This is a genomic window from Pseudomonas sp. MYb327, from assembly GCF_040438925.1.
GTDB lineage: Bacteria > Pseudomonadota > Gammaproteobacteria > Pseudomonadales > Pseudomonadaceae > Aquipseudomonas.
The window spans coordinates 559,073-583,316 of record NZ_CP159258.1; the positions used below are offsets into that span (position 1 = coordinate 559,073).

The 24,244-nt window shown below is 59.6% G+C and carries 19 protein-coding genes; 10 read left to right on the top strand and 9 right to left on the bottom strand.

Going from position 1 to position 24,244, the window contains the following annotated elements; translation table 11 throughout:
- Positions 1 to 357: 357 nt before the first annotated feature.
- From fabB to ABVN21_RS02530, 5 genes are all read right to left on the bottom strand, one after another.
- Positions 358 to 1,578: a beta-ketoacyl-ACP synthase I gene (gene fabB / locus ABVN21_RS02510; protein ID WP_007957797.1), complete on the bottom strand. Its 1,221-nt coding sequence runs from the start codon at positions 1,576 to 1,578 to the stop codon at positions 358 to 360.
- A gap of 11 nt (positions 1,579 to 1,589) precedes the next feature.
- Positions 1,590 to 2,105: a 3-hydroxyacyl-[acyl-carrier-protein] dehydratase FabA gene (gene fabA, locus ABVN21_RS02515; RefSeq protein WP_003179264.1), complete on the bottom strand. Its 516-nt coding sequence runs from the start codon at positions 2,103 to 2,105 to the stop codon at positions 1,590 to 1,592.
- A 247-nt stretch (positions 2,106 to 2,352) separates the two neighbouring features.
- Complete coding sequence (locus ABVN21_RS02520; protein WP_339554056.1) at positions 2,353 to 4,251, bottom strand: ATP-binding protein; 1,899 nt, start codon at positions 4,249 to 4,251, stop codon at positions 2,353 to 2,355.
- The gene (locus ABVN21_RS02525) at positions 4,248 to 5,180 is read right to left on the bottom strand and encodes an ABC transporter substrate-binding protein (RefSeq protein WP_339554055.1); all 933 of its coding nucleotides are present in this window, start codon (positions 5,178 to 5,180) and stop codon (positions 4,248 to 4,250) included. Before ABVN21_RS02525 ends, ABVN21_RS02520 begins: the two co-directional genes overlap by 4 nt.
- 1 nt (position 5,181) lies before the next feature.
- Complete coding sequence (locus ABVN21_RS02530) at positions 5,182 to 7,305, bottom strand: TonB-dependent receptor (protein ID WP_339554054.1); 2,124 nt, start codon at positions 7,303 to 7,305, stop codon at positions 5,182 to 5,184.
- A 195-nt stretch (positions 7,306 to 7,500) separates the two neighbouring features.
- Between ABVN21_RS02530 and ABVN21_RS02535 the strand changes: the two genes are divergently transcribed.
- From ABVN21_RS02535 to ABVN21_RS02555, 5 genes are all read left to right on the top strand, one after another.
- Entirely contained in the window at positions 7,501 to 8,526 is a 1,026-nt protein-coding gene (locus ABVN21_RS02535) for an NAD(P)H-dependent glycerol-3-phosphate dehydrogenase (protein WP_339554053.1), read from the top strand.
- A 30-nt stretch (positions 8,527 to 8,556) separates the two neighbouring features.
- Positions 8,557 to 8,904, top strand: coding sequence for a DUF4389 domain-containing protein (locus tag ABVN21_RS02540; RefSeq protein WP_339554052.1), 348 nt, complete (start codon positions 8,557 to 8,559; stop codon positions 8,902 to 8,904).
- On the top strand, positions 8,901 to 9,356 hold the full coding sequence (gene sixA, locus ABVN21_RS02545) for a phosphohistidine phosphatase SixA (protein WP_339554051.1): 456 nt from the start codon (positions 8,901 to 8,903) through the stop codon (positions 9,354 to 9,356). Before ABVN21_RS02540 ends, sixA begins: the two co-directional genes overlap by 4 nt.
- Positions 9,357 to 9,464: 108 nt before the next feature.
- Complete coding sequence (locus tag ABVN21_RS02550; RefSeq protein ID WP_339554050.1) at positions 9,465 to 11,132, top strand: AMP-binding protein; 1,668 nt, start codon at positions 9,465 to 9,467, stop codon at positions 11,130 to 11,132.
- 32 nt (positions 11,133 to 11,164) lie between these two features.
- Positions 11,165 to 11,608, top strand: a complete 444-nt coding sequence (locus ABVN21_RS02555) for a hotdog fold thioesterase (RefSeq protein WP_339554049.1) — start codon at positions 11,165 to 11,167, stop codon at positions 11,606 to 11,608.
- A gap of 19 nt (positions 11,609 to 11,627) precedes the next feature.
- On the opposite strand, the gene ABVN21_RS02560 is transcribed toward ABVN21_RS02555, so the two are convergent.
- Entirely contained in the window at positions 11,628 to 14,597 is a 2,970-nt protein-coding gene (locus tag ABVN21_RS02560) for an RHS repeat-associated core domain-containing protein (RefSeq protein ID WP_339554061.1), read from the bottom strand.
- 249 nt (positions 14,598 to 14,846) lie between these two features.
- Between ABVN21_RS02560 and ABVN21_RS02565 the strand changes: the two genes are divergently transcribed.
- The 4 genes from ABVN21_RS02565 to ABVN21_RS02580 all read left to right on the top strand — a co-directional run bounded on the left by ABVN21_RS02565 (position 14,847) and on the right by ABVN21_RS02580 (position 18,630).
- A complete protein-coding gene (locus tag ABVN21_RS02565; RefSeq protein ID WP_339554048.1) occupies positions 14,847 to 15,653 on the top strand; it encodes an alpha/beta hydrolase in 807 nt (268 codons plus the stop codon).
- Positions 15,650 to 16,504, top strand: a complete 855-nt coding sequence (locus tag ABVN21_RS02570) for an alpha/beta hydrolase (RefSeq protein ID WP_339554047.1) — start codon at positions 15,650 to 15,652, stop codon at positions 16,502 to 16,504. The genes ABVN21_RS02565 and ABVN21_RS02570 overlap by 4 nt, the downstream gene beginning before the upstream one ends.
- A 196-nt stretch (positions 16,505 to 16,700) precedes the next feature.
- Positions 16,701 to 17,507, top strand: a complete 807-nt coding sequence (locus tag ABVN21_RS02575; RefSeq protein ID WP_339554046.1) for a DUF4892 domain-containing protein — start codon at positions 16,701 to 16,703, stop codon at positions 17,505 to 17,507.
- A 70-nt stretch (positions 17,508 to 17,577) separates the two neighbouring features.
- Complete coding sequence (locus ABVN21_RS02580; protein ID WP_339554045.1) at positions 17,578 to 18,630, top strand: AI-2E family transporter; 1,053 nt, start codon at positions 17,578 to 17,580, stop codon at positions 18,628 to 18,630.
- 132 nt (positions 18,631 to 18,762) lie between these two features.
- Here ABVN21_RS02580 and ABVN21_RS02585 read toward each other — a convergent pair whose 3' ends face one another.
- Positions 18,763 to 20,079 (bottom strand): putative porin, encoded by a 1,317-nt coding sequence (locus ABVN21_RS02585; RefSeq protein ID WP_339554044.1) that lies wholly within the window; start codon positions 20,077 to 20,079, stop codon positions 18,763 to 18,765.
- Positions 20,080 to 20,362: 283 nt separating this feature from the next.
- Here ABVN21_RS02585 and ABVN21_RS02590 point away from each other — a divergent pair, with 283 nt between their 5' ends.
- Complete coding sequence (locus ABVN21_RS02590; protein WP_339554043.1) at positions 20,363 to 21,487, top strand: GNAT family N-acetyltransferase; 1,125 nt, start codon at positions 20,363 to 20,365, stop codon at positions 21,485 to 21,487.
- 16 nt (positions 21,488 to 21,503) lie between these two features.
- Here ABVN21_RS02590 and aqpZ read toward each other — a convergent pair whose 3' ends face one another.
- A complete protein-coding gene (gene aqpZ, locus ABVN21_RS02595) occupies positions 21,504 to 22,202 on the bottom strand; it encodes an aquaporin Z (protein ID WP_339554042.1) in 699 nt (232 codons plus the stop codon).
- 171 nt (positions 22,203 to 22,373) lie between these two features.
- Positions 22,374 to 24,206 (bottom strand): ABC transporter ATP-binding protein, encoded by a 1,833-nt coding sequence (locus tag ABVN21_RS02600; protein WP_339554041.1) that lies wholly within the window; start codon positions 24,204 to 24,206, stop codon positions 22,374 to 22,376.
- Between the last annotated feature and the right edge of the window lie 38 nt (positions 24,207 to 24,244).

The following is a 24,244-nucleotide window of genomic DNA, read 5'->3' on the forward strand; positions in this document are numbered from 1 at the left end:
CTGCAGCAAGGCATGTGCAGGACTCTGTTATAGGGTTTGGTAGCTTGCTAAGTAAACGACTGAGTTTGGAAAGGGTTTTTTGCAAAAACGGCAACAGTCCTGCAGCCCGCTAAATCCGCGACATTCGGTCGCAGTGCCTTTAGTTTCATGACAAAAGCTTCATATACAGGGCAATGAATTCCTGGATTGAAATGCGTACCTGTAGGAGCCCGGCTTGCCGGCGATGGCAATCTCAAGACGCCATCGCCGGCAAGCCGGCTCCTACAAAAAGCGATTTGCGATGCCACATTATGCAGCGCAAAAAAAAACGCCCCGAACCAGTCGGGGCGTTTTCATGTGCGGCTCAGCAGCGGGGAATTACTTGCCTTCCCAGCGCTTCAGTACCAGCGTGGCATTGGTGCCACCGAAACCGAAGCTGTTGCTCATCACGGTGTTGATGGTGGCGTTTTCGCGGGTCTTGGTCAGCACCGGCAGGTCGGCCACTTCAGGGTCCAGTTCGTCGATGTTGGCGGAACCGGCAATGAAGTTGCCTTCCATCATCAGCATGCAGTAGATCGCTTCGTGAACGCCGGCAGCGCCCAGGGAGTGACCCGACAGGCTCTTGGTGGAGCTGATGGCCGGAGCCTTGTCGCCGAACACTTCACGCACACCTTTCATTTCCGCTACGTCGCCGACCGGAGTGGAAGTGCCGTGGGTGTTCAGGTAGTCGATCGGGGTGTCGACGGTGGACAGCGCCTGCTGCATGCAGCGGATCGCGCCTTCGCCGCTTGGGGCCACCATGTCGTAGCCGTCCGACGTCGCGCCGTAGCCAACGATTTCCGCGTAGATTTTCGCGCCGCGGGCCAGAGCGTGTTCCAACTCTTCCACCACGACCATGCCGCCACCGCCGGCGATGACGAAACCGTCACGGTCGGCGTCGTAGGCGCGGGAGGCTTGTTCCGGGGTGTCGTTACGCTTGCTGGACAGGGCGCCCATGGCGTCGAACAGGAACGACTGGCTCCAGTGTTCTTCTTCACCGCCACCGGCAAACACGATGTCCTGCTTGCCCATCTGGATCTGTTCCATGGCGGTACCGATGCAGTGAGCACTGGTGGCGCAGGCAGAAGCGATGGAGTAGTTCAGGCCCTTGATCTTGAACGGGGTGGCCAGGCAAGCGGAAACGGTGCTGCTCATGGTCCGCGTGACGCGGTACGGGCCGACGCGCTTCACGCCTTTCTCGCGCAGGATGTCCAGCGCTTCCATCTGGTTCAGCGTCGAGGCGCCACCGGAACCGGCAATCAGGCCGGTGCGCGGGTTGGACACTTGCTCTTCGGTCAGGCCGGAGTCAGCGATGGCGTCTTTCATGGCCAGGTAGGCATAAGCTGCCGCGTGGCCGACGAAGCGATAGATCTTGCGATCGATCAGTTCTTCAAGGTTGAGGTCAATGGAGCCGGAAACCTGGCTACGCAGACCCATTTCGGCATATTCCGGGTTGAACCGGATGCCAGGGCGGCTTGCACGCAGGTTAGCGGAGACGGTCTCTTTGTCATTGCCCAGGCACGAAACAATACCCAGACCAGTGATAACGACGCGGCGCATGCGAATAACCCTTAGAAGTTGTCAGTGGAGGTGAAAACGCCGACCCGGAGGCCTTCGGCGGTGTAGATTTCGCGACCGTCGACAGTGACCGAACCGTCGGCAATGGCCAGGTTCAGCTTGCCCTTCAGGACGCGCTTGATATGGATGTTATAGGTGACTTTCTTGGCGGTCGGCAGGACTTGGCCGAAGAATTTCACTTCGCCCGAACCCAGCGCACGGCCGCGGCCCGGCAGGCCTTGCCAGCCCAGGAAGAAGCCGACCAGTTGCCACATGGCGTCGAGGCCCAGGCAGCCCGGCATCACCGGATCGCCTTCGAAATGGCAGGCGAAGAACCACAGGTCCGGAGTGATATCCAGCTCGGCGACCAATTCACCTTTGCCGTACTTGCCACCTTCTTCGCTGATCAGGGTGATGCGATCAACCATCAGCATGTTCGGGGCGGGCAGTTGCGCGTTACCTGGGCCGAACAGCTCACCGCGACTGCAGCGCAGCAGGTCTTCCCGGGTAAAGGCGTTTTGTTTGGTCATGCGAGCTCCTCAATAGTCCCATGCGGCAGGTGGGGCAAATCTTCCCGGCCGATCGAAGCGTTCATGCCTCGAACCGGCAGCCTACTCATAGACTATTGCGTTGTGGTGAAAGTCACAGCACCAAGGACATGAAAGTACACTTGTGCACTGAAATTTTTATTCAAGCCCCTTTTCGGGCCTGTTCGGGTGCCTAAGACTGCCGCACTTTCGCCTTTCACGCCAGTCGCAGATGCTCGAAAGGCCTGTACTACTGCACCCAGCGTTGCAGAATTTGCTGCAGATCGTTGCGTTTGAAAGGCTTGGCCAGGTAATCGTTCATTCCCGCCGACAAGCAGGCCTCGCGGTCGCCCTGCAAGGCATTGGCGGTCAGGGCGATGATCGGCAAGTCGGTGCAGCCGGGCAGTTGGCGGATCAGTCGGGTGGCTTCGTAGCCGTCGATGATCGGTAGTCGGCAGTCCATCAGGATTGCTTCGAAAATCAGACTCTCGGCACTGCGCACGGCTTGCTCACCGTCGACAGCGACGCTGACAGTAAAACCCAGGCTGCGCAACATTGCCTCGATGACGGTCTGGTTGACCGGATTGTCCTCGACTAGCAATACATTGCGCCCTTCGCCATCGCCGTTACCGGTTTGCGCACGGGGTGTCAGCACCGGTGTTGGCTGTTGATAGAGCGCCAGCGGAATTTCCAGGGTGAACACCGAGCCACGACCTTCTTCGCTCTGGGCGCGCAAGGTGCCGCCCATGCGTTCGGCGAGGGTGCGGGCGATCGGCAGGCCCAGGCCGGTGCCGCCGTAGCGCCTTGAAATAGAACTGTCGGCCTGCTGGAACGCGTTGAACATCAATTCCAGGCTTTCTGCGGGAATACCAATCCCGCTGTCGCGCACGGTGCAGGTGAACCACAACAACTCGTGATCCAGGGATTGCCATTGCGGTTCGATGGAGACACGGCCCTGCTCGGTGAACTTCAGCGCATTGCCGACCAGGTTGACCAGAATCTGCCGGATTCGCGTCGGGTCGCCCTGGACCTGCAACGCCCGCATGTCCTCGGGGATATGCAATTGCAGATTAAGCCCGCGCTGTGCGGCGCTGTGCTGGAACGACTGGGCGCAAGCGCCGATCAAGTCCGCGAGATTGAACGGAATGTGTTCCAGCTCCAGTTCCGAACGCTCGATACGCGAGAAATCCAGAATGTCGTTGATGACTTTGAGCAGGTGTTCAGTGGACTCCGAGGCCAGCGCCGCGTATTCGACCTGCTCTTCAGTCATCTCGGTGGTTTCCAGCAACTGCAGCATGCCCAGCACGCCGTTCATTGGCGTGCGCAGTTCGTGGCTCATCATGGCGAGGAAGTCGGACTTGGCGTTGTTGGCCTTCTCCGCTTCCTCGCGGGTCTGGATCAGCTGCGCCATGGCCTGATGCTGTTCGCGGCTGGCTTGTTCGAGCCCACTGGCGAGGTTGTTGATGTGCTGCGACAACGCACCCAGTTCAGTGTCGTCAACGATGGGCAGGGGTGTTTTGTAGTCGCCTTCCTGGATCGCCTTGACCGCGTTGCCGATATCGCGGATCGGTTGCGACAGGCTACCCGCCAGGCGTCGTGCAAGCAGAAACGTAAACAACAGGGCGAACAGCGCCAGAATGCCGGCCTTGAGCAGGATCTCCTGCTGGCGCTGGCTGAACGCATCGTTGGACAGGCCGACGATCACGCGTCCCAGGTAATCCTCGGCGGGAGCGGTGGCGGTCTTGCTGCCCTGGAAAAAATCATTGTGCAAAGGGATCCGTTGCAGCCGCACGGGCGCCTGGAACACTTCGACCTGATGCGGGCGGTTGTGGTTCTCCGACGGTTGCTCGACGTACACCAGAATCCGGTTGGTGCTGTCCTGTATTTCCAGGAACCGCACATTGGGCGTGGCCAGCGTGGCCTTGAGCAGACTTTCAAGCACCTCGTTGTTGCCCGAAATCACCCCGTACTCGGTGGCCGGTGCCAGTTGATTGGCGATCAACTGGCCAGTGTGATTGAGTTCCTGGCGCAGGTCCTGGATCCGCACGAAGGTGAAGAAGCTGATCAGCAGCAACGTCAACAGCAAAGCCGGGCCGAGGCTGATGAGCTGGGTCCGGGTGTTGATATCCCAACGGCGACGGAAGGTCATGGGCGGCGTTCTCCTTCAGCCAACAGGGTTGCGACAGACGCTTCGTCTATCTGTTCCATACCTAATGAACGCGCCACTTGCGGGTTGCTTGAGACTTTGAACAGCGGCGGGTAATGCGCACGTGGCCAAGCGGCCGGAGGCTCGTCCAGCAGTTTGTCGAGAATCGCCAGCCAATCGTTCTGATCGCTATAGGTACTGGCCAGGCTGCCGGCTCTGACGAATCCGGCGTTGGGGCCGATCAGCGCCAGTTGTCGGGAATAGCTGCTCAGCAGCAAATTCTTCGCGGTTTTCGGGTTGTACAGATCGGGATCATCAAGGCCCAGCAGCACATCGCAGTTAGTCAGCAACGTCTGTAACGGACGGCTGTCATGGGTGTTGTCCCAGCGTTCGGTGACCAACTCAAGCCCCAGCGGTTGGGCGGCCAGGCGTAGATCCTTCAACAGGAACTCGCTGTGGTGGTCGTACAGCACGCCGATCCGTCTGGCTTGGGGCAGGAGGATTCGGATCAGGCGCAGCTGGCGATCCAGGGGCGGGTCGCTCCAGAGCAGGCTGAGGTGCGGCGGCAGGGAATCGCCCAGATGTTGCCGCGCTTGCAGACGGCTGATGCGCAACACCAGCGTTGCCGGGCCACGGGCCTCTTGCAGGCGCCAGTCGAGGCTCGGCATGTCGAGCAAAATCAAACGGGTGTCGCCCGGCAGTTTGCCGGGCAGCGGCATATCGGCCAGTGGCCGGAAGCGCACGCGGTCTGCAGGGCGCAACTCGCGCAGCGCCTGGGTGAAGGTTTGCACGCCGGCGCTGTCTTCGACGCCGGTCAGCAGAATGTCCGCCGCGCTGGCCGACACACTCGTCAGCCAACCACAGACCAACAGGCACAGCATGGCCAGCAGATGGCCAAAGGTTGGCGGCTTGCGTGGCGGACTGTGCAGCATCTTAAAACGCCAGCTCCGCGCTGAAATACATCACCCGTCGCTCGTCATAGTTGTTGTCGATGAAGGTGGTTGGCTGATTGTCCAGGCGCTGCTGGAGTACGCCAGCCAGTTCCATGTTGGCCTTGCCCAGGCGGATGCGTTTGGCGATGCGCGTATCGACCCGTTCAAATCGGTAGCCGTTGAGAGCATTGTCGCCGTAGTAAAAGAGCGCGCTGTTCCAGCCGCGGCCCCAGTCGCGCATCCATCCGGCGGAGCCGCTGTTGCCTGCGGTCTGTTGCGCGTCCTGCGGGTTGCTCGCGTCGGCATCGACGTAGGCATAGGTCAGGCGCAAGCGGTCTGCACCGCCGATTCGCCAGTCAAGTTGGGTTTCCGCTCCAGAAAAACGGGCAGTGTTGCTGTTACTGGCGATGAATTGATTGTTGCGCAGCGGCTCGCTGACCATGCCGGTGATTTCGTCGTAGAACAGCTTCACATCGACCGCCAGTCCCGTCTCGGCAAAGTAGCCGTTGTAACCCAGTTCCCGGGAGCGCATGTGCTCTTGATCGAGGTTGCCGGGGCCGCGGGTCCTGACGAAATAACGTGCACTGGACTGGCCATAGGCGGCCGGCTGCAGCTTGGTGACCCGGTAACTCCAGTTGACGCTGTTCTCGAACATGTCCGGCGATCGGATAGCTTCCGAGTACACCGCACGCAAGCCGTGGCGCGGGTTAATCAGGTAATTGACCGCGACCCGCGGGGTCAGCGAACTGCCGATCAACTTTGTGTCTTCGTACATCGCGCCGCCCTGCAGCAGCCAGTGTTCGGTGGCGCGCCACTCGAGTTGGCCGAACGTCCGCCAGGTAGTGTCATCAAGCGTGCCATTGAAGTAAGTCTCGGAATCTGCCCGGTCGTAACGATAGTTCATGCCGCTGACCAGCCGCAGGCTGTCGGACAGGCTCAGGGTATCTTGCAATTCTAGATCGTAGCGCGTCTCCCGGGTGCTCTGGTCAATGTCGCCACAGACGGCCTGACTCGCGCCGTTACGCCATTGATCGAGTGCCTGGTTGGCCAGCGCCTGCTCTGCGGGCGTGCCGGGCGGTGCGCCACGACCCGTGAAACGGGTGATGTTGCGGGCCAGGCGTTCGGTGTAGTTCGGATTCAATTGCCAGAGTTCGGTCAGTTGCGGGCTGAACGAAATTTCCGCATCGCAGGCGCGCCAGGTTTGCTGCCGATCCCAATGCTGGGCCGAACCCTGGATATAAAGGCTGTGGTCGGGATGGATGTCCATATTCCAGCGCAATGACCCGGCGTAATCCTTGGCGCTGACGTCGGAGTCATCGCCCGCACGAGTAATCCCCGGGAACACCGGTCGATAGGTATAGGGACGCTGGTTGGTGCCGTCCTTGGCATTCAATTGCCAATCGAGGCTTTGCCGTTCGTCGAGGTTCTGGCTGACGGCGAGGTTGAAGCGATTGAGGCGGCGACTGTCATGGTAGTCAGCGCCGGTTCGGTCGGTGTCGAAGCCGTCGTCTTGCTGGCCGGACAACGACAAACGCAAGTCGCCATCCTCCCAACCCACACCCTGGCTGGCGTAAAAGTCGTTGATGCCACGCTGGCCACGGGTGACTTTCATCCGCGTGCCGTGGCTTTCGGCCGGGTGGCGGGTGATGACATTGACCACCGCCATCAGCGCATTGGCGCCGTAGCTGACGGTATTGGGGCCACGGAAAACCTCGATGCGCTCGATGTCTTCCATGGCCACCGGAATATCGCTCCAGTCCACCGTGGCCAGGCCGGCGCGGTACACCGAACGACCATCGATCAACACCTGCATGCGCCGCGCTTGCGTGGCATTGGTGCCGTGATAGTTCACCGCCGCCTGATTGCCGCTGATGTTGCCGACCATCATGCCCGGCACCAGTCGCAACACTTCGCTGATGTCACGGGCGCCGCTGGCGTTGATCAGGGCGCTGTCGATCACCGTCATGCTTCCCGGCACCGCCGCCGGCGACTGCTTCAGGCGCGTGGCCGTCAGCACTTGCGGCAGCGTTTCGCTGTCGAGGAACAAGTCGTCGGCCAGCAACGGCGAGCTGAAGACCAGCGCCAGAACCAGCGGCGATCGAGGTGACGAAGCAGCCAGAGACACAACACATCCTTGTTAACAATGGGTGGCGCGCATGTTAACCGAGCGCGGTGACTTTTCCAGTCACGATCTCTGCATTTTCCTCGGCTTTAGCGCGCTGGTTGGCTAATGCGCTGCTAATTGACGCGGGGGCTGGCCGCCACTGGGCCGCTCCGTATAATGCCGACATCGCCACTGGTATGGATTAACGGATTACATATGACTGAACAGCGCCCGATTGCGGTCCTGGGAGGCGGAAGTTTTGGTACCGCCGTGGCTAACCTGCTGGCCGAAAACGGGCATCAGGTCTTGCAGTGGATGCGTGACCCGGAACAGGCCGAGGCCATTCGGGTCAATCGCGAGAACCCGCGCTACCTCAAAGGCATCAAGATTTTGCCGGGCGTGGTGCCGGTTACCGATCTGCAAGCGACCCTGGAAGCCTGCGACCTGAGTTTCGTCGCGCTGCCTTCCAGCGCGTTGCGTTCGGTGTTGGCCCCGCATGCCGACCGGCTAAGCGGCAAAATGCTGGTCAGCCTGACCAAAGGCATTGAAGCCGACACCTTCAAACTGATGAGCCAGATCCTCGAAGAGATCGCCCCGCAAGCGCGCATCGGCGTGTTGTCCGGGCCCAACCTGGCTCGCGAGATCGCCGAACACGCGCTGACGGCGACGGTGGTCGCCAGTGAAGACGAAGCGCTCTGTGAACAGGTCCAGGCTGTGCTGCACGGCCGTACCTTCCGTGTGTACGCCAGCGCCGACCGTTTTGGCGTGGAGTTGGGCGGTGCGTTGAAAAACGTCTATGCAATCATCGCCGGCATGGCCGTGGCACTGGAGATGGGTGAGAACACCAAGAGCATGTTGATCACCCGGGCACTGGCGGAAATGACCCGGTTCGCGGTCAATCAGGGCGCCAACCCGATGACTTTTCTCGGCCTGGCGGGCGTCGGCGATTTGATCGTCACCTGCTCTTCGCCGAAAAGCCGCAACTATCAGGTCGGTTTCGCCCTCGGCCAGGGCTTGAGCCTGGACGAAGCGGTCAATCGCCTGGGCGAAGTCGCCGAAGGCGTGAACACCCTCAAGGTGCTCAAGGCCAAGTCTCAGGAAGTCGGCGTATACATGCCGCTGGTCGCCGGGCTGCACGCGATTTTGTTCGAAGGGCGCACGCTTGAGCAGGTGATCGGTCTGTTGATGCGTGGCGAGCCGAAAACCGACGTCGATTTCATTTCCACCAGCGGTTTCAACTGAGCCCTCTACTTATCTGGAACGGAGCGAAACATGAGCGATCAAAAGGTAGAAGCCAAGTACGAATCCATCCTGCTGCGCGTGCTGTGGATGATCGTGTTCGTGCTGGTCTGGCAAGTGGCGCAGTTCATCCTTGGCGCCGTGGTGCTGGTGCAGTTGATCTATCGTTTGATATATGGCGCCCCGAGCGCCAGCCTGATGAACTTCGGCGATAGCCTGAGCCAGTTCCTGGCGCAGATCGGTCGTTTCGGCAGTTTTCACAGTGACCAGAAGCCTTGGCCGTTCGCCGATTGGCCAACGCCGCGTACGCCGGAAGGTGAAGCGCCGCACACCGTGCCGCCAGCCCCGCATCCGGCCCGAGATGAGGAACCCAAGCTATGAAACTCTGGGTATTGCGTCATGGTGAGGCTGTGCCACACGGCTCCCGTCCCCACGATTCGGAGCGAGAGCTGACGGAGCACGGTCGAAAAGAAGTGCTGAGCAGCGCCGCAAAGTTGATCGGACAACCGCTGACGGCTATTTATGCCAGCCCGTACCTGCGAGCACAGCAAACGGCGCAGTTGGTGCGCGAAGCGTTGGGTTTCGAACCGGAAATCCGTACCGTCGAATGGCTGACGCCGGACACCGAACCGGACAAGGTGGCCGAGCAGATGGTCGCGGTGAGCGACGTGCTGCTGGTCAGTCACAACCCGCTGGTAGGGAATCTGTTGAGTTACCTGCAACACGGTGCCGGGCATCCGCCTGAGCGGGTCGACACTGCCGGGCTGGCGGAACTCAAAGCTGATGAACTGCTGGTCGGGTCAATGAAGCTCGAAAGCATCAAGCATCCATAACCTGAATACGGCCCCGATGGCGTTTGAAAAATTTTGTATGAAATAGCTAACCAAGCACTTGCTTGGTTAGCTACGCTTGCTCCAGAACAAAAACAAGGAGCGAGTCGCATGTCTGCTGCTTTTCGTTTGCCGCTGGACGTTTTCTACGAACGTGAAGCCCGTCACCCCCGCCAGCGCTTTCTGGTTCAGCCTATCGGTGGCGGGCAGGTCGAGACCCTGACCTGGGCCGACGTCGGCCATCAGGCCCGCTGCGCTGCGCACTGGCTGCGAGCGCGGGAATTGCCCCAAGGCAGCCACATCGCCCTCATCTCCAAAAACTGCGCCCACTGGATCATTGCCGACCTGGCGATCTGGATGGCCGGGCATGTCTCCGTGCCGCTCTATCCCAATCTCACCGCCGAGTCCGTGGCCCAAGTGCTGGAACATTCGGAAGCGGCACTGGCGTTCATCGGCAAACTCGACGATTGGCCTGGCATGTCCCGAGGGGTTAACGCGGATCTACCGACGATCAGCCTGCCACTGCATCCGCCAGGCACTTTCGATTTCAGCTGGGCCGATCTGCAAGCGAGTTCGCCGATCCAGGACGACCCGAAACCCGGCGCCGATCAACTGGCGACCATCATTTACACCTCCGGCACCACCGGCATGCCTAAAGGCGTGATGCACAGTTTCGGTAATCTGGGCTTTGCCACGACTCGCGGCACGCAATTGTTTGGCCTCAATGAGTCGGACCGACTGCTGTCGTACCTGCCGCTGTGTCACGTTGCCGAGCGGATGTTCGTCGAGATGGCGTCGATCTACACCGGGCAAACCGTATTCTTTGCCGATAGCCTCGATACTTTTTTGATCGACTTGAAACGCGCGCGACCGACCGCGTTGTTTGGCGTACCGCGGATCTGGACCAAATTCCAGATGGGCGTCTACAGCAAGATCCCGGCAAAACGCCTCGACTTCCTGCTCGGCCTGCCGATCATCGGCAAGCGGGTAGGGCACAAAGTCCTTGCCGGGCTGGGGCTCGACGCCTTGCGCGTGGCGCTGTCCGGCGCCGCACCGGTGCCGCAGGCACTACTGCTGTGGTATCGCAAGCTCGGGCTGGACGTGCTGGAGGTCTACGGCATGACCGAAAGCTGTGGCTACTCGCACATTTGCCTGCCAGGCCAGAACAAGCCGGGCTGGATCGGCAAGCCCTGCCCGGAAGTCGAGGTACGAATCGCCGAGTCGGGTGAGGTGCTGGTGCGCAGTGGCGCGACCATGCTCGGGTATTTCAAGGAACCGGAAAAAACCGCCGACACCATCACCGAAGACGGCTTTTTGCGCACCGGCGACAAAGGTGAAGAAGATGCCGAAGGTAATCTGCGCCTGACCGGCCGGCTGAAGGAAATCTTCAAAACCAGCAAGGGAAAATACGTTGCCCCGGCGCCCATCGAAAACCGCCTCGCCGTGCATTCGCGCATCGAACAAGTATGCGTGGTTGGCGATGGCTTGATTGCGCCGCTGGGCCTTTGCGTGCTTTCTGCGGTGGGGCAACAGGACGCGGGCGGTTCGGCACGGGCCGGCTTGCACTCCAGCCTGGAAAAACTGCTGGAAGAGGTCAACGGCGCCCTCGATAAGCACGAACGTTTGCACCGACTGGTGGTGGTCAAGGACAGCTGGGCGGTGGAAAACGGTTTTCTCACGCCAACCCTGAAGATCAAGCGCAACGTGATCGAAGCCGCCTACGGCGCCCGCTTCGAAGAATGGAGCGAGCGCAGCGAGGCGGTGCTGTGGCAGGATTAAGTCACGAACAAAACCAACAAGGAATTTTTGCGATGAGTCTTTGGCGCACCACTCCCAACATCGAACAGTTGAATGCCATCCAGAAAAACACCATCGGTGAAGTGCTGGATATCCGCTTCGAATCGTTTGATGAAGAGTCCCTGACCGCGAGCATGGTCATCGACCATCGCACCCATCAGCCGTACGGCTTGCTGCACGGCGGCGCCTCGGTGGTGCTGGCCGAATCCGTCGGTTCGATGGCCAGTTATCTGTGCATCGACGCCAGCAAATTTTATTGCGTGGGCCTGGAAATCAACGCCAACCATCTGCGTGGCTTGCGCAGCGGGCGGGTGACGGCGGTGGCCAGACCGATTCACATCGGGCGCACCACTCACGTCTGGGACATCCGCCTGACCAGCGATGAGGGCAAGGCCAGTTGCGTATCGCGGTTGACCATGGCGGTCGTGCCGTTGGGCGAACAACCACCTTCGCGCTGATGGTGTCCGATCGTGCGGTTTACATGGGTGTCATCTGAAAAGGCAGATCGGATTGTGAATATCTGTGTTGTCCGGGGAGGATTTCACTCGTTGTATAGAAAACTTCGCTGATCGTTGTGTCTACAGCCGTGCTGCTCGAAATCGGTACGCCTCCTCCCTCAACGCCCAGCCCGATGGCCTGGTTTTCCACGTCCCAGGTTGTTTCCCCGAACTCTGCGTACCACCCCGGGTTGAGGGCATTCAAGTAGGTCAAACGCATTTCGCCGATAGCGTTGCCAACAGCCCGGGTTACACCGGCTCTGGTTTCCGGAGACAAGGAGCTGTATCCCGGAATCTGTTCCACAGCCTGATTGGCCAGTTGGCCTAAAGACGCGAGGAAGTGCCGGCTGGTGAGGCCTATTGCACCCTTGACCGGATTGAATGCGGGATCTCCTGGTTTTGCCTGAACATTTGCGGCTCCCCGTGCCGCTCTGACAACCGATGACCCTGCGGCTCCAGCCATTGTGGCCATGGGAGCAATCAGCGTTGATTGAAGCCCGAGCCCGACATTGCTGCTGCCAAACAGTGTGGCCCCCGCGAATCCTGCTGCGCCCCCAGTCAGGCCGACAACGGCCGATCCAATTAATCCCGTATTGAGATCTGGGCCACCAGGCATCGTGTTGTTTGATCCAGCGTTTGACAGTTTTTGAAACGACAGTTCGCGAAGCACGTTTCCGAAAAAACTGCCGATTTGGGTGGCCGCAGCAGTATTACCCCTGGGATTGAAATGACCGATGAGCGAAGGCGCCGCCCCTAGCGCGGCACCCAGTGCCACGCCAGAAGCTTTCGCTAGCAGCGGCGTCCAGCTCTGTGGGTCACCGACCGTAACTCTGTTTTGTGCCCAATTCGCTGTGGCATAGCCGCTCATCGCGCCGGTAGCTCCACCCAATATCGCTCCTGTAACGGTGGTCACCGGACTAAAGGGGCTCCACACCGCTGCTACCGCGTATTGGGCGGCCGAAGCGATGAAGGCACTGGTGAACTCCCTGGCCGCTGTCGCTGTAACGGCCTGCACGGTGTCAGCGCCCACCAGCCCTTGCCTGTCGACAAACCTGAGTGGATTGCCGTGCACCATGGCAAACAGGTTCAATCCATCGGCGACTCCTGCAGGATCCGCACTCAGCCAGCGCTGATTCCAGGGCATGTAGTAGCGCAACCCGTAGTAGTACAAACCGGTGGCATCCCGTTCCTGTCCGGAGTAACGATGCGTTTTGTAGTTCGCTTCAACCTTGTTCCGCCCCGCCCACCAACAGGTTCCGCCATAGGGGTAATGGCTCTCCCGTGAAATGAGCAAGGCCGCTTCGTCCAATTCAAGGGTGCTGGAACCCAAATGATCGGTGAAGTTGTAGCGTTGTTGGTCGTGAGGGATATGGGACGGTTGCCCTGCTTGCCAGTGCAGTACCTGCACTGTGCCACGCCCTGCCTTGATCGTGATGACATGGAGAATTTCATTTTCCGATGTGCGAATTTCCACACCTGGCAAGTAGCGGGTTTCGTGAGTTCGGGTAAGCGTGCCGGTGTAAGACTGTCGGATTTTTCGTTGACGCTGGCCACTGCCGTCGTAGACGTAAAATTCGCAATCGTTCGGTTCGTCCTCGCGTACCACCTGATCGACCTGGCGCAGCTGATTGCGCCGATCCCACAACAGGTCTTGCCCTGCTTGAAGTTGCAAACGGTTGCCGTTCAAGTCAAAGCCAGCGGCAATTTCCTGCTCATCGGGCAACTCGCCATTGTTTTTTTCCCGCAGGCTGCGGTTGTTGACGCCGGCGATGGCTGTACGTTCGGTGCGGCTTGCACTGTCGGCATGGTGTTGCATCACTTTCAGGTTGCCGGCTTGATCGTAGTGGTAGATCCGGGAGTAGTTTTCAAGTTGCGCCGGATCTGGAACTGACTGGAAAGGAGGCAGTTGGGGCCCGCCCGGGACGTTGCGAATCTGGCGACCGCTGGCTGCTATCAGTCGATACAGACTGTCGTAACGGTAGTGATTGTTCGGTTCGATGCGCTGATTGCGGTGAAAGTGAATGGCTTCGGCAGCGTCGGCGACGCACGTGATATTGCCCACCGGATCGTAGTGGTAAGTCAAATCTTGCAACGCGGGTTGATCCGGTAAACAAGCATTCAAGTGTTCCAGGCGGCCATCTTCAGGCCGAAATGTCGCACATGAAACAACGCCGTTTCCCGCACGTTGTCGTTCAATCTGGCCAAAGGCGTTGTATTGAGTTTCACTGAGCAGGGTTTTTTCCAATGGCGATCCGGCAAGTTTCAGACGGACTTCGCGCAATTCTGCGGCCTGGGTCTGAATGAATATTTGCTGGTTGCCCAGTGCATCGGTCTGGCTGATGGGTTCGCCTGCTGCGTTGCATAGAAGGCGTGTAATGGCGGGCTGTTTTTCCAGTAGTGCATCGCGCTCGAACTCAGGTTCCGGCCAGTCCACCGCCCACTGTGGATCAGCGATGAACGTCCTGCTGTGTTGCAACGCCGTGCCATTGAGAGCGAATTGCGTGAAATGCACAGTGCCCGCGGTGTCGTCATGGCGAAGCAACTGACCGCACCTGTTATGTCTCGCATCGGCAGTGGCATCGGCGTAGGTAAAGCGTGCAGTGCAGTGTTCCGGTTCGCCGCGAGCGAGCTCGAACGTGGCCGTCGGCCGGCCTTGATTGTCATAGTCCACGCGGCTGTGGCTGAGCTTCTGATCCCAGCCTTCCAATCCCTGGCCCTGTGCGCCGATCAAGCCCAGGCGCCATCCGGCGTCACTGTTTTCCGACAGCAATATCGAGCCTGACAGGCTGTGCTTGTTCAGTTGATTGGCGGCTGGCGGGCTGAGCAGGAACAGGCGTGGATCGCGGCTAAGGACGGCACGTCCGGCGAGGTCGTACACGTGCTGGGAAACGTAAGGTTCAGGCGATGAAACGCTGTCGCGACGGTGATAGACGATATGACGCACACGCATCCCGCGAGGGTCGAACGCCGTGATGGCGGGGGTGTTGGCGTGGGTCATGACGAACGTACCCGTGACTTGGCGTAAGTGTTCTTATCCGCGTCGGCTCGTCTGGCGTCAACTGTCAGAAATAACAGGTATAGCCGAGTGCCGCATTATCACCACGGCAGCTCTGTCACCATTCCTGGCCGATACGGTCATTGCTGTAGGACGCGCTCTTGCGGACAATCAGTGCCTGTTCTCGCTCATGGATTTGCCGGTATGTCGCAACAGATATTTTTCGCTCACGCCAACGGGTTCCCTTCGGGCACCTACGGCAAATTGTTCGCGGCGCTGGCGCCCGAGTATCAGGTGACGCATCTGCAGCAGCACGCCCATGACCCGCGTTTCCCGGCGGACGATAATTGGTACAACCTGGTGGATGAACTGATCCATCACCTCCGGCAACAGCCGGAACCGGTGTGGGGCGTCGGCCATTCGTTCGGCGGCGTACTGCACCTGCACGCGGCATTGCGATGCCCCGAGCTGTATCGCGGGGTGGTAATGCTCGATTCTCCAGTGCTGACCCGGACCGATCAGTGGGTCATCCGTGCGGCCAAGCGTTTTGGTTTCATTGATCGCCTGACCCCGGCCGGCCGCACATTGGGGCGACGGGAAGAATTTGCCGACCTCGACAGCGCCCGCCGCTATTTCGCGGGCAAAACCCTGTTTCGCAGCTTCGATCCCGAATGTTTCGATGCCTACCTGCAACATGGTTTGCACAAGGTGGGTGACAAATTGCGCCTGCGTTTCGATCCGGCCACGGAAATCAGCATTTACCGTGGCGTACCGCACACCAGTCCGGGTCGTACGCGGCAACTGAAAGTGCCGCTGGCGGTGGTTCGTGGGCACAAAAGCAAGGTAGTGATGCGCCATCACGCCAGTTCGGTCGGGCGCATGCCGCAAGGCGAATCCCTGAGCATGCCGGGTGGTCATATGTTTCCCCTCGAACGTCCGCAGGACACTGCCGCGCTGCTGAAGAACCTGTTCAGCCGTTGGGAAAGTCGCGGCCAACAGGACTGCGCATGAGCAACGTCGTCGAAGAAGTCCGCCTGAGCCTCCCGCACATCGAACTGGCGGCGCACTTGTTCGGCCCGGAAGACGGTTTACCGGTAATTGCCTTACATGGCTGGCTGGACAACGCCAACAGCTTTGCCCGCCTGGCGCCGAAGCTCAAGGGTCTGCGCATCATCGCGCTGGACATGGCCGGGCACGGCCACTCCGGGCATCGCCCGACCGGTGCCGGTTACGCCATGTGGGACTACTCCCACGATGTGTTGCAAGTGGCCGAACAACTTGGACTGAAGAAGTTTGGGTTACTGGGACACTCCATGGGCGCGATCGCTTCGTTGATCATCGCCGGTTCGTTGCCGGAGCGTGTGACGCATCTGGCATTGATCGATGGTGTCATTCCTCCTACAGACAAAGGCGAAAATGCTGCCGAGCGCATGGGCATGGCCCTACAAGCGCAACTGGATCTGCGGGAAAAGCGCAAACCGGTCTACCAGACCCTCGACCGCGCCATCGAAGCGCGCATGAAAGGTCTGGTGGCGGTCAGTCGCGAGGCTGCCGAGTTACTGGCCCAGCGTGGCTTGATGCCGGTGCCGGGCGGCTACACCTGGCGCACCGACAGCCGACTCACGCTGCCGTCGCCGCTACGTCTGACCACCGAACAGGCCATGGCCTTCGTCCAGCGTGTCAGTTGCCCTGCAAAACTGGTGGTGGCTGCCGACGGCATGCTCGCCAGGCATCCCGAGTTGCTGGAGCGTCTACCCTTTAGCCGTGAACAGCTGCCAGGCGGCCATCATTTGCATCTGAATGATGAGGCCGGTGCCGATCTTGTCGCAGACTGTTTCAATCGGTTCTTCGCCGTTCCTTGACTTGCGCCGGGCAACTGTCGAGGCTGGGCGGGTTGAAATGGGAGACAACCATGATAGATCTCTACACCGCTGCAAGTTTCGACCGAAAGGAACACAGGTCCGCGGACTTCCTCAAAATCTACCCCGGGTTGCTATTTTTCAATCGCACCGATGTCCTCAAGGGTGCCCAGGCCATGCTGATCCGATGAGTGTATCGATGCGTTCCCTCACTCTGCTGGCGCTGTGCTCGTTCAGTCCTCTGTTGTTTGCCGCCGATGTTCCGGGCAGTCAGGACCTGTCGATCGTGCCGCGCATGGCCGATGCGCAGATCGTCGACTATCGCCCGGCGGTGGAGCTTGAGCGGATCTATCCGCTTGGCTCGATACGTAAGATCAGCGGCCAATTACGCTTCGACGGTCAGGTCAGCGCCCGTGGCAACGCCACCTCGGTGACCTACGAATTGCCCCCGGAGCATTCTGCGACCGATGCGTTCACCGCCGCCCGTGAAGCCTTGCAGAAGCAGGACGCGCAGTTGCTGTTCTGGTGCCAGGCCCGTGATTGCGGTGAAAGCAGCCTGTGGGCCAACGAGGTGTTCGGCAACGCCAAGCTGTATGGCTCCGATAATGAACAGGCGTACCTGCTGTTGCGCCTCGCCGCGCCTCGGGACCACACGCTGGTGGCGCTTTACAGCATCACCCGCGGTAATCGCAAAGCCTATCTGCATGTCGAACAGTTCGAAGCCAGCGCGCCGTTGGGCGATTTGCTGCCGACTTCCGCGACCTTGCTGCGCGAGCTCAAAAGCACCGGCGAACTCGATTTCCCCAAACTCACCGAAGCACCGGACGACACCTGGTTGCGCTTGATCTCCCGTGGCCTGAACCTGGACGCGACCTTGCGGGTCAGTATCTCCGGGGCGAATGCCGAAGCCTGGCGCCAGGCGTTGATCGGGCAGGGCGTGCGTGCCGCGCGCATGGAAGCCGGCAACGCCGAAGGCTCTGGCCTGCATTTCCAGCTGCTGCGATAAGCTGTATCAGGTGAACGCGTTCCGCGCGTTCGCCTACTCTTTTGCGAACTGACTATTTTTTGAGACTGGGATGATCAATAACGATCGGCTGTTGGTGCAGATCCTGCTCCTGGTGCTGTTTGGCGCGAGCGTCTGGGTGATGGCGCCGTTCTGGTCGGCACTGTTCTGGGGCGCGGTGCTGGCGTTTGCCAGTTGGCCGCTGATGCGTCTTTTGACCCGATGGCTCAATGGCCGCGAGTCGCTGGCGGCAGCGTTGTTGACCGTGGGCTGGATCTTGCTGGTGGCGGTGCCGTTGCTGTGGCTGGGGTTCAACCTGGCGGATCATGTGCGAGATGCCGTGGCGTTCATCAAGGATGTGCAGGTCGATGGACTGCCGGAAGCACCGATCTGGTTGGGCAATATCCCCTTCGTCGGCGAGCGTCTGGTGGGCATCTGGAACAGCATCGACCAGCAAGGCGCGGCGATGATGGTATCGCTCAAACCTTACCTGGGACAGGTTGGTAACTGGTTGCTGGCCCGCAGTGCGCAAATCGGCGGCGGCATTCTCGATCTGACTCTGAGCATTGTCTTCGTGTTCTTTTTCTACCGCGACGGGCCACGCCTGGCGGCATTTGTCCATGGTTTGCTGGAACGCCTGATCGGCAAGCGGGCCGGGTATTACATCGAACTGGTGGCGGGCACGGTGCAGCGGGTGGTGAACGGCGTGATCGGCACGGCGGCGGCCCAGGCAGTGCTGGCGCTAATCGGTTTTCTGATTGCCGGGGTTCCGGGAGCCTTGGTACTCGGCATCGTGACCTTCCTGCTCAGCCTGATTCCTATGGGGCCGCCGCTGGTATGGGTTCCTGCAACAGCCTGGCTGGCGTGGAAAGGTGATTACGGAATGGCCGTGTTCCTCGGGATCTGGGGCACCTTCATCATCAGTGGCGTGGACAACGTGCTCAAGCCATACCTGATCAGTCGCGGTGGGAACCTGCCATTGGTGATCGTGTTGCTGGGTGTGTTTGGCGGATTGATCGCGTTCGGCTTCATCGGCCTCTTCATCGGCCCGACGTTACTGGCGGTGGCGTACAGCTTGTTGACTGACTGGAGCAAGAGTCATGCGCGGGCAGATGATCGCCGCTGATTTCAGAAGAGATCACACGGGGGAGATAACACAGACTCGCGTTGATCCAGCGGACGGATGATGGGGACCGTCAGACCAACGCCAGACTGTAAAGGCGGCTCGGGCTTCCTTGCCCGAGTCGTGTAGCGGGAATCAGAACTTGGCTTCGGCATCCAGTTGCAGGGTGTTGATGTCCGAATCCTTGAGAGTGGCGTTGGTGTAGTCCGAGTTAGCCATGAAGTACGTCGCGCCGAGGTTGAAGTTTTTGTCCAGCTCGTAGCTCACTTTCAGCTTGCTGCCACGCGAACCGGTGAAACCGTTGGCGAAGTCGGAGTCGGTGAAGGCACCCACCACGGCGTTACGCTGAACATCGCGGTAGTTGTAGTCCACTGCGAAACCGTAGACTTTGGTCTTGATGCCGGCCAGCCAGGCAGTGTCCTGATCGGTGCTGGCATCTTTGTTGTTGACGTACTGGCCGTAAAACGAGAGCGGCAATGGCAGGCCGGCAATGTCGAGTTGACCGAAGCCTTCGTACAGCTTGAACTGTTCGTTCGGGCTGTTGCCGTTGATGGCCAACTGGCCAGGGATGACGCCGGCGACCGGGGTAATGTCGTCATCGTTGTCGTAGCCGTAAACGCTGCCACCCAAGGTCAATTTCAGGTTGTCGGTGATGGCAAAGCGCGCCCCCAACTGACCAGCGTACAGACGCAGGTCGTGCTTGAACTGCACACCGTCGCCGTCGACGTTGTCCTTGAGGGTGTAGTGACCGGCGCTACCGAACAGTTCGGTGCTGGCGCCCAGCGGGTATTTGTAAGACAACGACAGGCCTTCGGGGCTGATGTCGCTATCCCAGATGACGTCGCCCATGCTCACCCATTGCTGTGGCATCTTGCCGCCAACAATGTGCAAATTCTTGATGGCGTCGGGGTGGTAGTCGACGTAACCCTGGTCCAGCCAGATCTGCTTCTTGTCGAAGTAGTTGTCCAGACTCTGGTTGGTTGAACGCGGGTCATCGTTGTTGCCGGTGGCGATACGGATACCGGTGTCCACTTGCGGGTTGATCTCGCTGTAGGCACCCAGGCGGGCACGAATGCGCTGGCGATCCTGGTCTTTGTTGTTAGAAACGCCATCGTTGTGGACGTTTTCCTGACGGAAACGCACGTCACCCTTGAATTGGGTCTTGGCAGCCCACGCCAGTTTCTGGTCGAAGGTGCTTAGTTCATTGGTTTTCTTCGCAGTGGCTGCGATCTGCTCGTTGGTCTCTTGCTGAGCCTGACGGGCGATTTGCTGGTCTTTCTGATCCCTGGCCAGCTCGGCTTGCAGTTCGGCGTACTGCGCAGTGGTAATCGAGCCGTTAGCTTTAAGCATGTCGAGCAGTTTGGCGTCGACTGCGGCGCTGGCAGGAACACTCATGGCCAGCAGCAAGCCACCGCAAAGGGCTGCCGCAGTTTTCGTGGAAGCAAGACGCATATCAATCTCCGAAGATGAGAGTGGATGACTGAGCCATCCAGGACACAACCGACCGTTGATGGACGGAAAACAGTGGCCGGCCTTATAGCCCGGCGCTCTAAAAACAGGCGCCAGTATCGCGATGGTTTATGACAGGGCGGTGGCAATGTGATGGCATCTCGATGACGATACGAAATGGTCGCGAACTATTGATCTAGAGCGCTGTGATCGGATTTTTCATGTGCAATGCATGGCGATAGGTGATACTCGCGGGGCTTTCATGCACGAATGAGTGAGGATGGAGATGCCGCTGCAACGTCTGCAAAGTCTGTCGGAAATCGCCGCGCAAACGTGGGATGCGCTGGTACCTGAGACTCAGCCTTTTCTGAGTCACGCGTTTCTCGGTGCCCTGGAAGACAGCGGCAGCGTCGGCCCTCATTCCGGCTGGCAACCTGAGCATTTATTGCACGTCGAGGATGATCGACTAATCGCCGCGTTGCCCAGTTACCGCAAATGGCATTCCTACGGCGAATACGTGTTCGATCACGCCTGGGCCGATGCCTGCGAGCGAGCCGGTATCGATTACTACCCCAAGTTGTTGACCGCTGTGCCGTTCAGTCCGGTCAGCGGCCCGCGTTTGTTGGCGGCGAACATCGAGGATGGTTTCGAGTTGTTGAAGAGTCTGCCGGGCTACCTGGAGATCGAACAACTCTCCAGCGCCCACATCAATTTCACTGATCCGTTCACCGACGCGGCGTTGGCCGAACAGCCTGGCTGGTTGCAGCGCATTGGCTGTCAGTATCACTGGCAGAACCGTGGCTATCGCGACTTCCAGGACTTTCTCGATGCCTTGAGCTCGCGCAAACGCAAGCAGATGCGCAAGGAACGTGAGCAAGTAGCGGGGCAGGGGATCGATTTTGAATGGCTTGAAGGTCGAGAATTGACCGAGTCGCTGTGGGATTTCGTCTACGCCTGCTATGCCAATACCTACGCAGTGCGTCGGCAGCGGCCCTACCTGACGCGAGAATTTTTCAGCCTGCTAGCTGAGCGAATGCCGCAGTCCATTCGCGTGGTGCTGGCCAGGCAAGCCTCACGGCCGGTGGCTATGGCGTTCAGTCTGGTAGGAGGCGACAGTTTTTACGGGCGTTATTGGGGTTGTCTGGCGGAGTTCGATCGCCTGCACTTTGAGACTTGTTTCTATCAAGGCATGGACTACGCGATTGCCCAGGGCTTCCAGCGTTTCGATGCCGGCGCCCAAGGTGAGCACAAGTTGATTCGCGGGTTCGAGCCGGTCATCACGCACTCTTGGCATTACTTGCGTCATCCGGGTTTGAAAGCGGCCGTGAAGGATTTTTTGCAGCAAGAGCGCGTCGGAGTGTTGGCGTACGCGGACGAGGCGAGGACTGCCTTGCCTTACCGGCAAGGCTGATCCTCGCAATTCAGGGTCAAATCTCTTCCTTGCCCAGCCAGCGATACAGCACGCCGCCGACAACCGCACCGAGTAGCGGCGCGACCCAGAACATCCACAATTGCTGGATCGCCCATCCACCCACGATCAGCGCCGGGCCGGTGCTGCGTGCAGGGTTGACCGAGGTATTGGTGACCGGAATCGAGATCAGGTGGATCAGGGTCAATGCCAGGCCGATGGCGATTGGCGCAAGCCCCGCTGGCGCACGTTTGTCGGTGGCACCGAGGATGATCAGGATGAACATGGCGGTCATCACCAATTCACAGACGAAACCCGCCACCATCGAGTAGCCGCCAGGCGAGTGTTCGCCGTAGCCGTTTGACGCCAGTCCCGACGCCAGTTCGAAACCAGGCTTGCCGCTGGCGATGAAATACAGCAGAGCCGCTGCAATCACCCCGCCAATCACTTGGGCGATGATGTAGGCCGGCAGTTCGCTGGCCGGAAACCTCCCGCCGACCACCAGCCCCAACGACACCGCCGGATTGAGGTGGCAACCGGAAATGTGGCCGATGGCGAATGCCATGGTCAGCACGGTCAAGCCAAACGCCAGGGATACCCCGAGCAAACCGATACCGACATCCGGAAAAGCAGCGGCCAGCACCGCACTGCCGCAACCACCCAACACCAGCCAGAAGGTACCTACCAACTCAGTAGCCGAACGTTTGAACAGAGACATGAGGAGTGTCCTTTCGAGATTTGCTGCCTTGTGCATCCAGCAGATGGACTGCAGAACCACCTCCAGAACCTTGGGTGAGTACAGCACTGTTTTTGCAAAGTTCCAGTGGACATAAAAAAACCGCCTGCGCCCGTGATAGTGGGCGTGGCGGTTTTTTACCGGGTAGAACGCTTAATCGATTCCGACAAACCCACCCGTCTGGTGCGCCCACAACCGCGCGTACAAACCGCCGTGGGCCAGCAGTTCCGCGTGGCTGCCGGTCTCGGCGATCTTGCCGTTCTCCAGCACCACCAACCGGTCCATCCGGGCGATGGTCGAGAGCCGGTGTGCGATCGCTATAACAGTTTTGCCTTGCATCAGGGTTTCGAGGCTTTCCTGGATTGCCGCTTCGACTTCCGAATCCAGTGCCGAGGTGGCCTCGTCCATGATCAGGATCGGCGCGTCCTTGAGCAGTACTCGGGCGATGGCGATGCGTTGGCGCTGTCCACCGGACAATTTCACCCCGCGTTCGCCGACATGGGCGTCGAAACCGGTGCGGCCTTCGGCGTCTGACAGCGAGGGAATGAAGCCGTCGGCCCTGGCCTTGTGGACCGCCTCCCAGAGTTCGGTGTCAGTGGCATCGGGTTTGCCGTAAAGCAGATTGTCGCGGATCGAACGATGCAGCAGGGACGTGTCCTGAGTGATCATGCCGATGCGTTCGCGCAGGCTTTCCTGACTGACGTCGGCGATGTTCTGGCCATCGATCAGTATCTTCCCGCCTTCCACGTCGTAAAGGCGCAGCAGCAGATTGACCAGGGTTGACTTGCCGGCACCGGACGGACCGATCAGGCCAATCTTTTCACCGGGTTTGATGGTCAGGTTAAGGCCGCCGATAATCCCGCTCTGCTTGCCGTAGTGAAAGTCGATGTTCTCGAAACACACTTCGCCACGGGCCACGGCCAAGGGTTTGGCCTGGTCGCGGTCGGTCACGCTCACCGGCTGCGAGATGCTTTGCAAACCGTCCTGAACCATGCCGATGTTTTCGAAGATGCCGGTGACCACCCACATGATCCAGCCGGACATATTGACGATACGAATCACCAGCCCGGTGGCCAGGGCGATGGCGCCCACGCTGATCAGCGACTGCGTCCACAGCCACAGGGCCAGGCCCGTAGTACCGACAATCAGCAAGCCGTTCATGCTGGTGATGACCACGTCCATGCTGGTGACCACGCGGCCGGCCAGTTGGGCTTTTTCGGTTTGTTCCTTTATCGCTTCGCGGGCGTATTGCTGCTCGAAATTGGTGTGGGCGAACAGCTTCAGGGTGGTGATGTTGGTGTAACCGTCGACGATCCGTCCCATGAGTTTGGAGCGCGCATCGGAGGACACCACCGAGCGCTCCTTCACCCTGGGCACAAAGAAATACAAGGCACTGATGAACGCCACTATCCAGGTCAACAACGGGATCATCAGCCGCCAGTCAGCTTCGGCGAACAGTACCAGTGAGCTGATCGCGTAGATCAGCACGTGCCACAACGCGTCGACCGCTTGTACCGCCGAATCGCGCAACGAGTTGCCGGTTTGCATGATGCGTTGGGCGATGCGCCCGGCGAAATCGTTCTGGAAAAAATTCACGCTTTGCTTGAGGACGTAACTGTGGTTTTGCCAGCGGATCAGGCTGGTCATGCTCGGGCTCAAGGTCTGGTGCACCAGCAGGTCGTGCAGGCCGACAAACACGGGGCGCAGGACCAGCGCAACCACGACCATCCAGGTCAACTCGAGGGCGTGGTCCTTGAACAAGTCTACGTTCGGCGTGCCCTGGGCCAGGTCGATGATGCGACTCAGGTAGCTGAACAACGCCACTTCGATCAACGCGCCAAACAGGCCGACGATCAACAGGGCGGCGAAACTCGGCCAGACCTGCTTGAGGTAGTAGGTATAGAAGGGCAGGACCCGATCCGGCGGAGCGGCCGTCGGGGCATCGCGAAATATGTCGATCAGTTTTTCAAAACGGCGATAAAGCATCGGTTTTTCGCCCGCGTACGGGCTCTCCTTTTAACGGT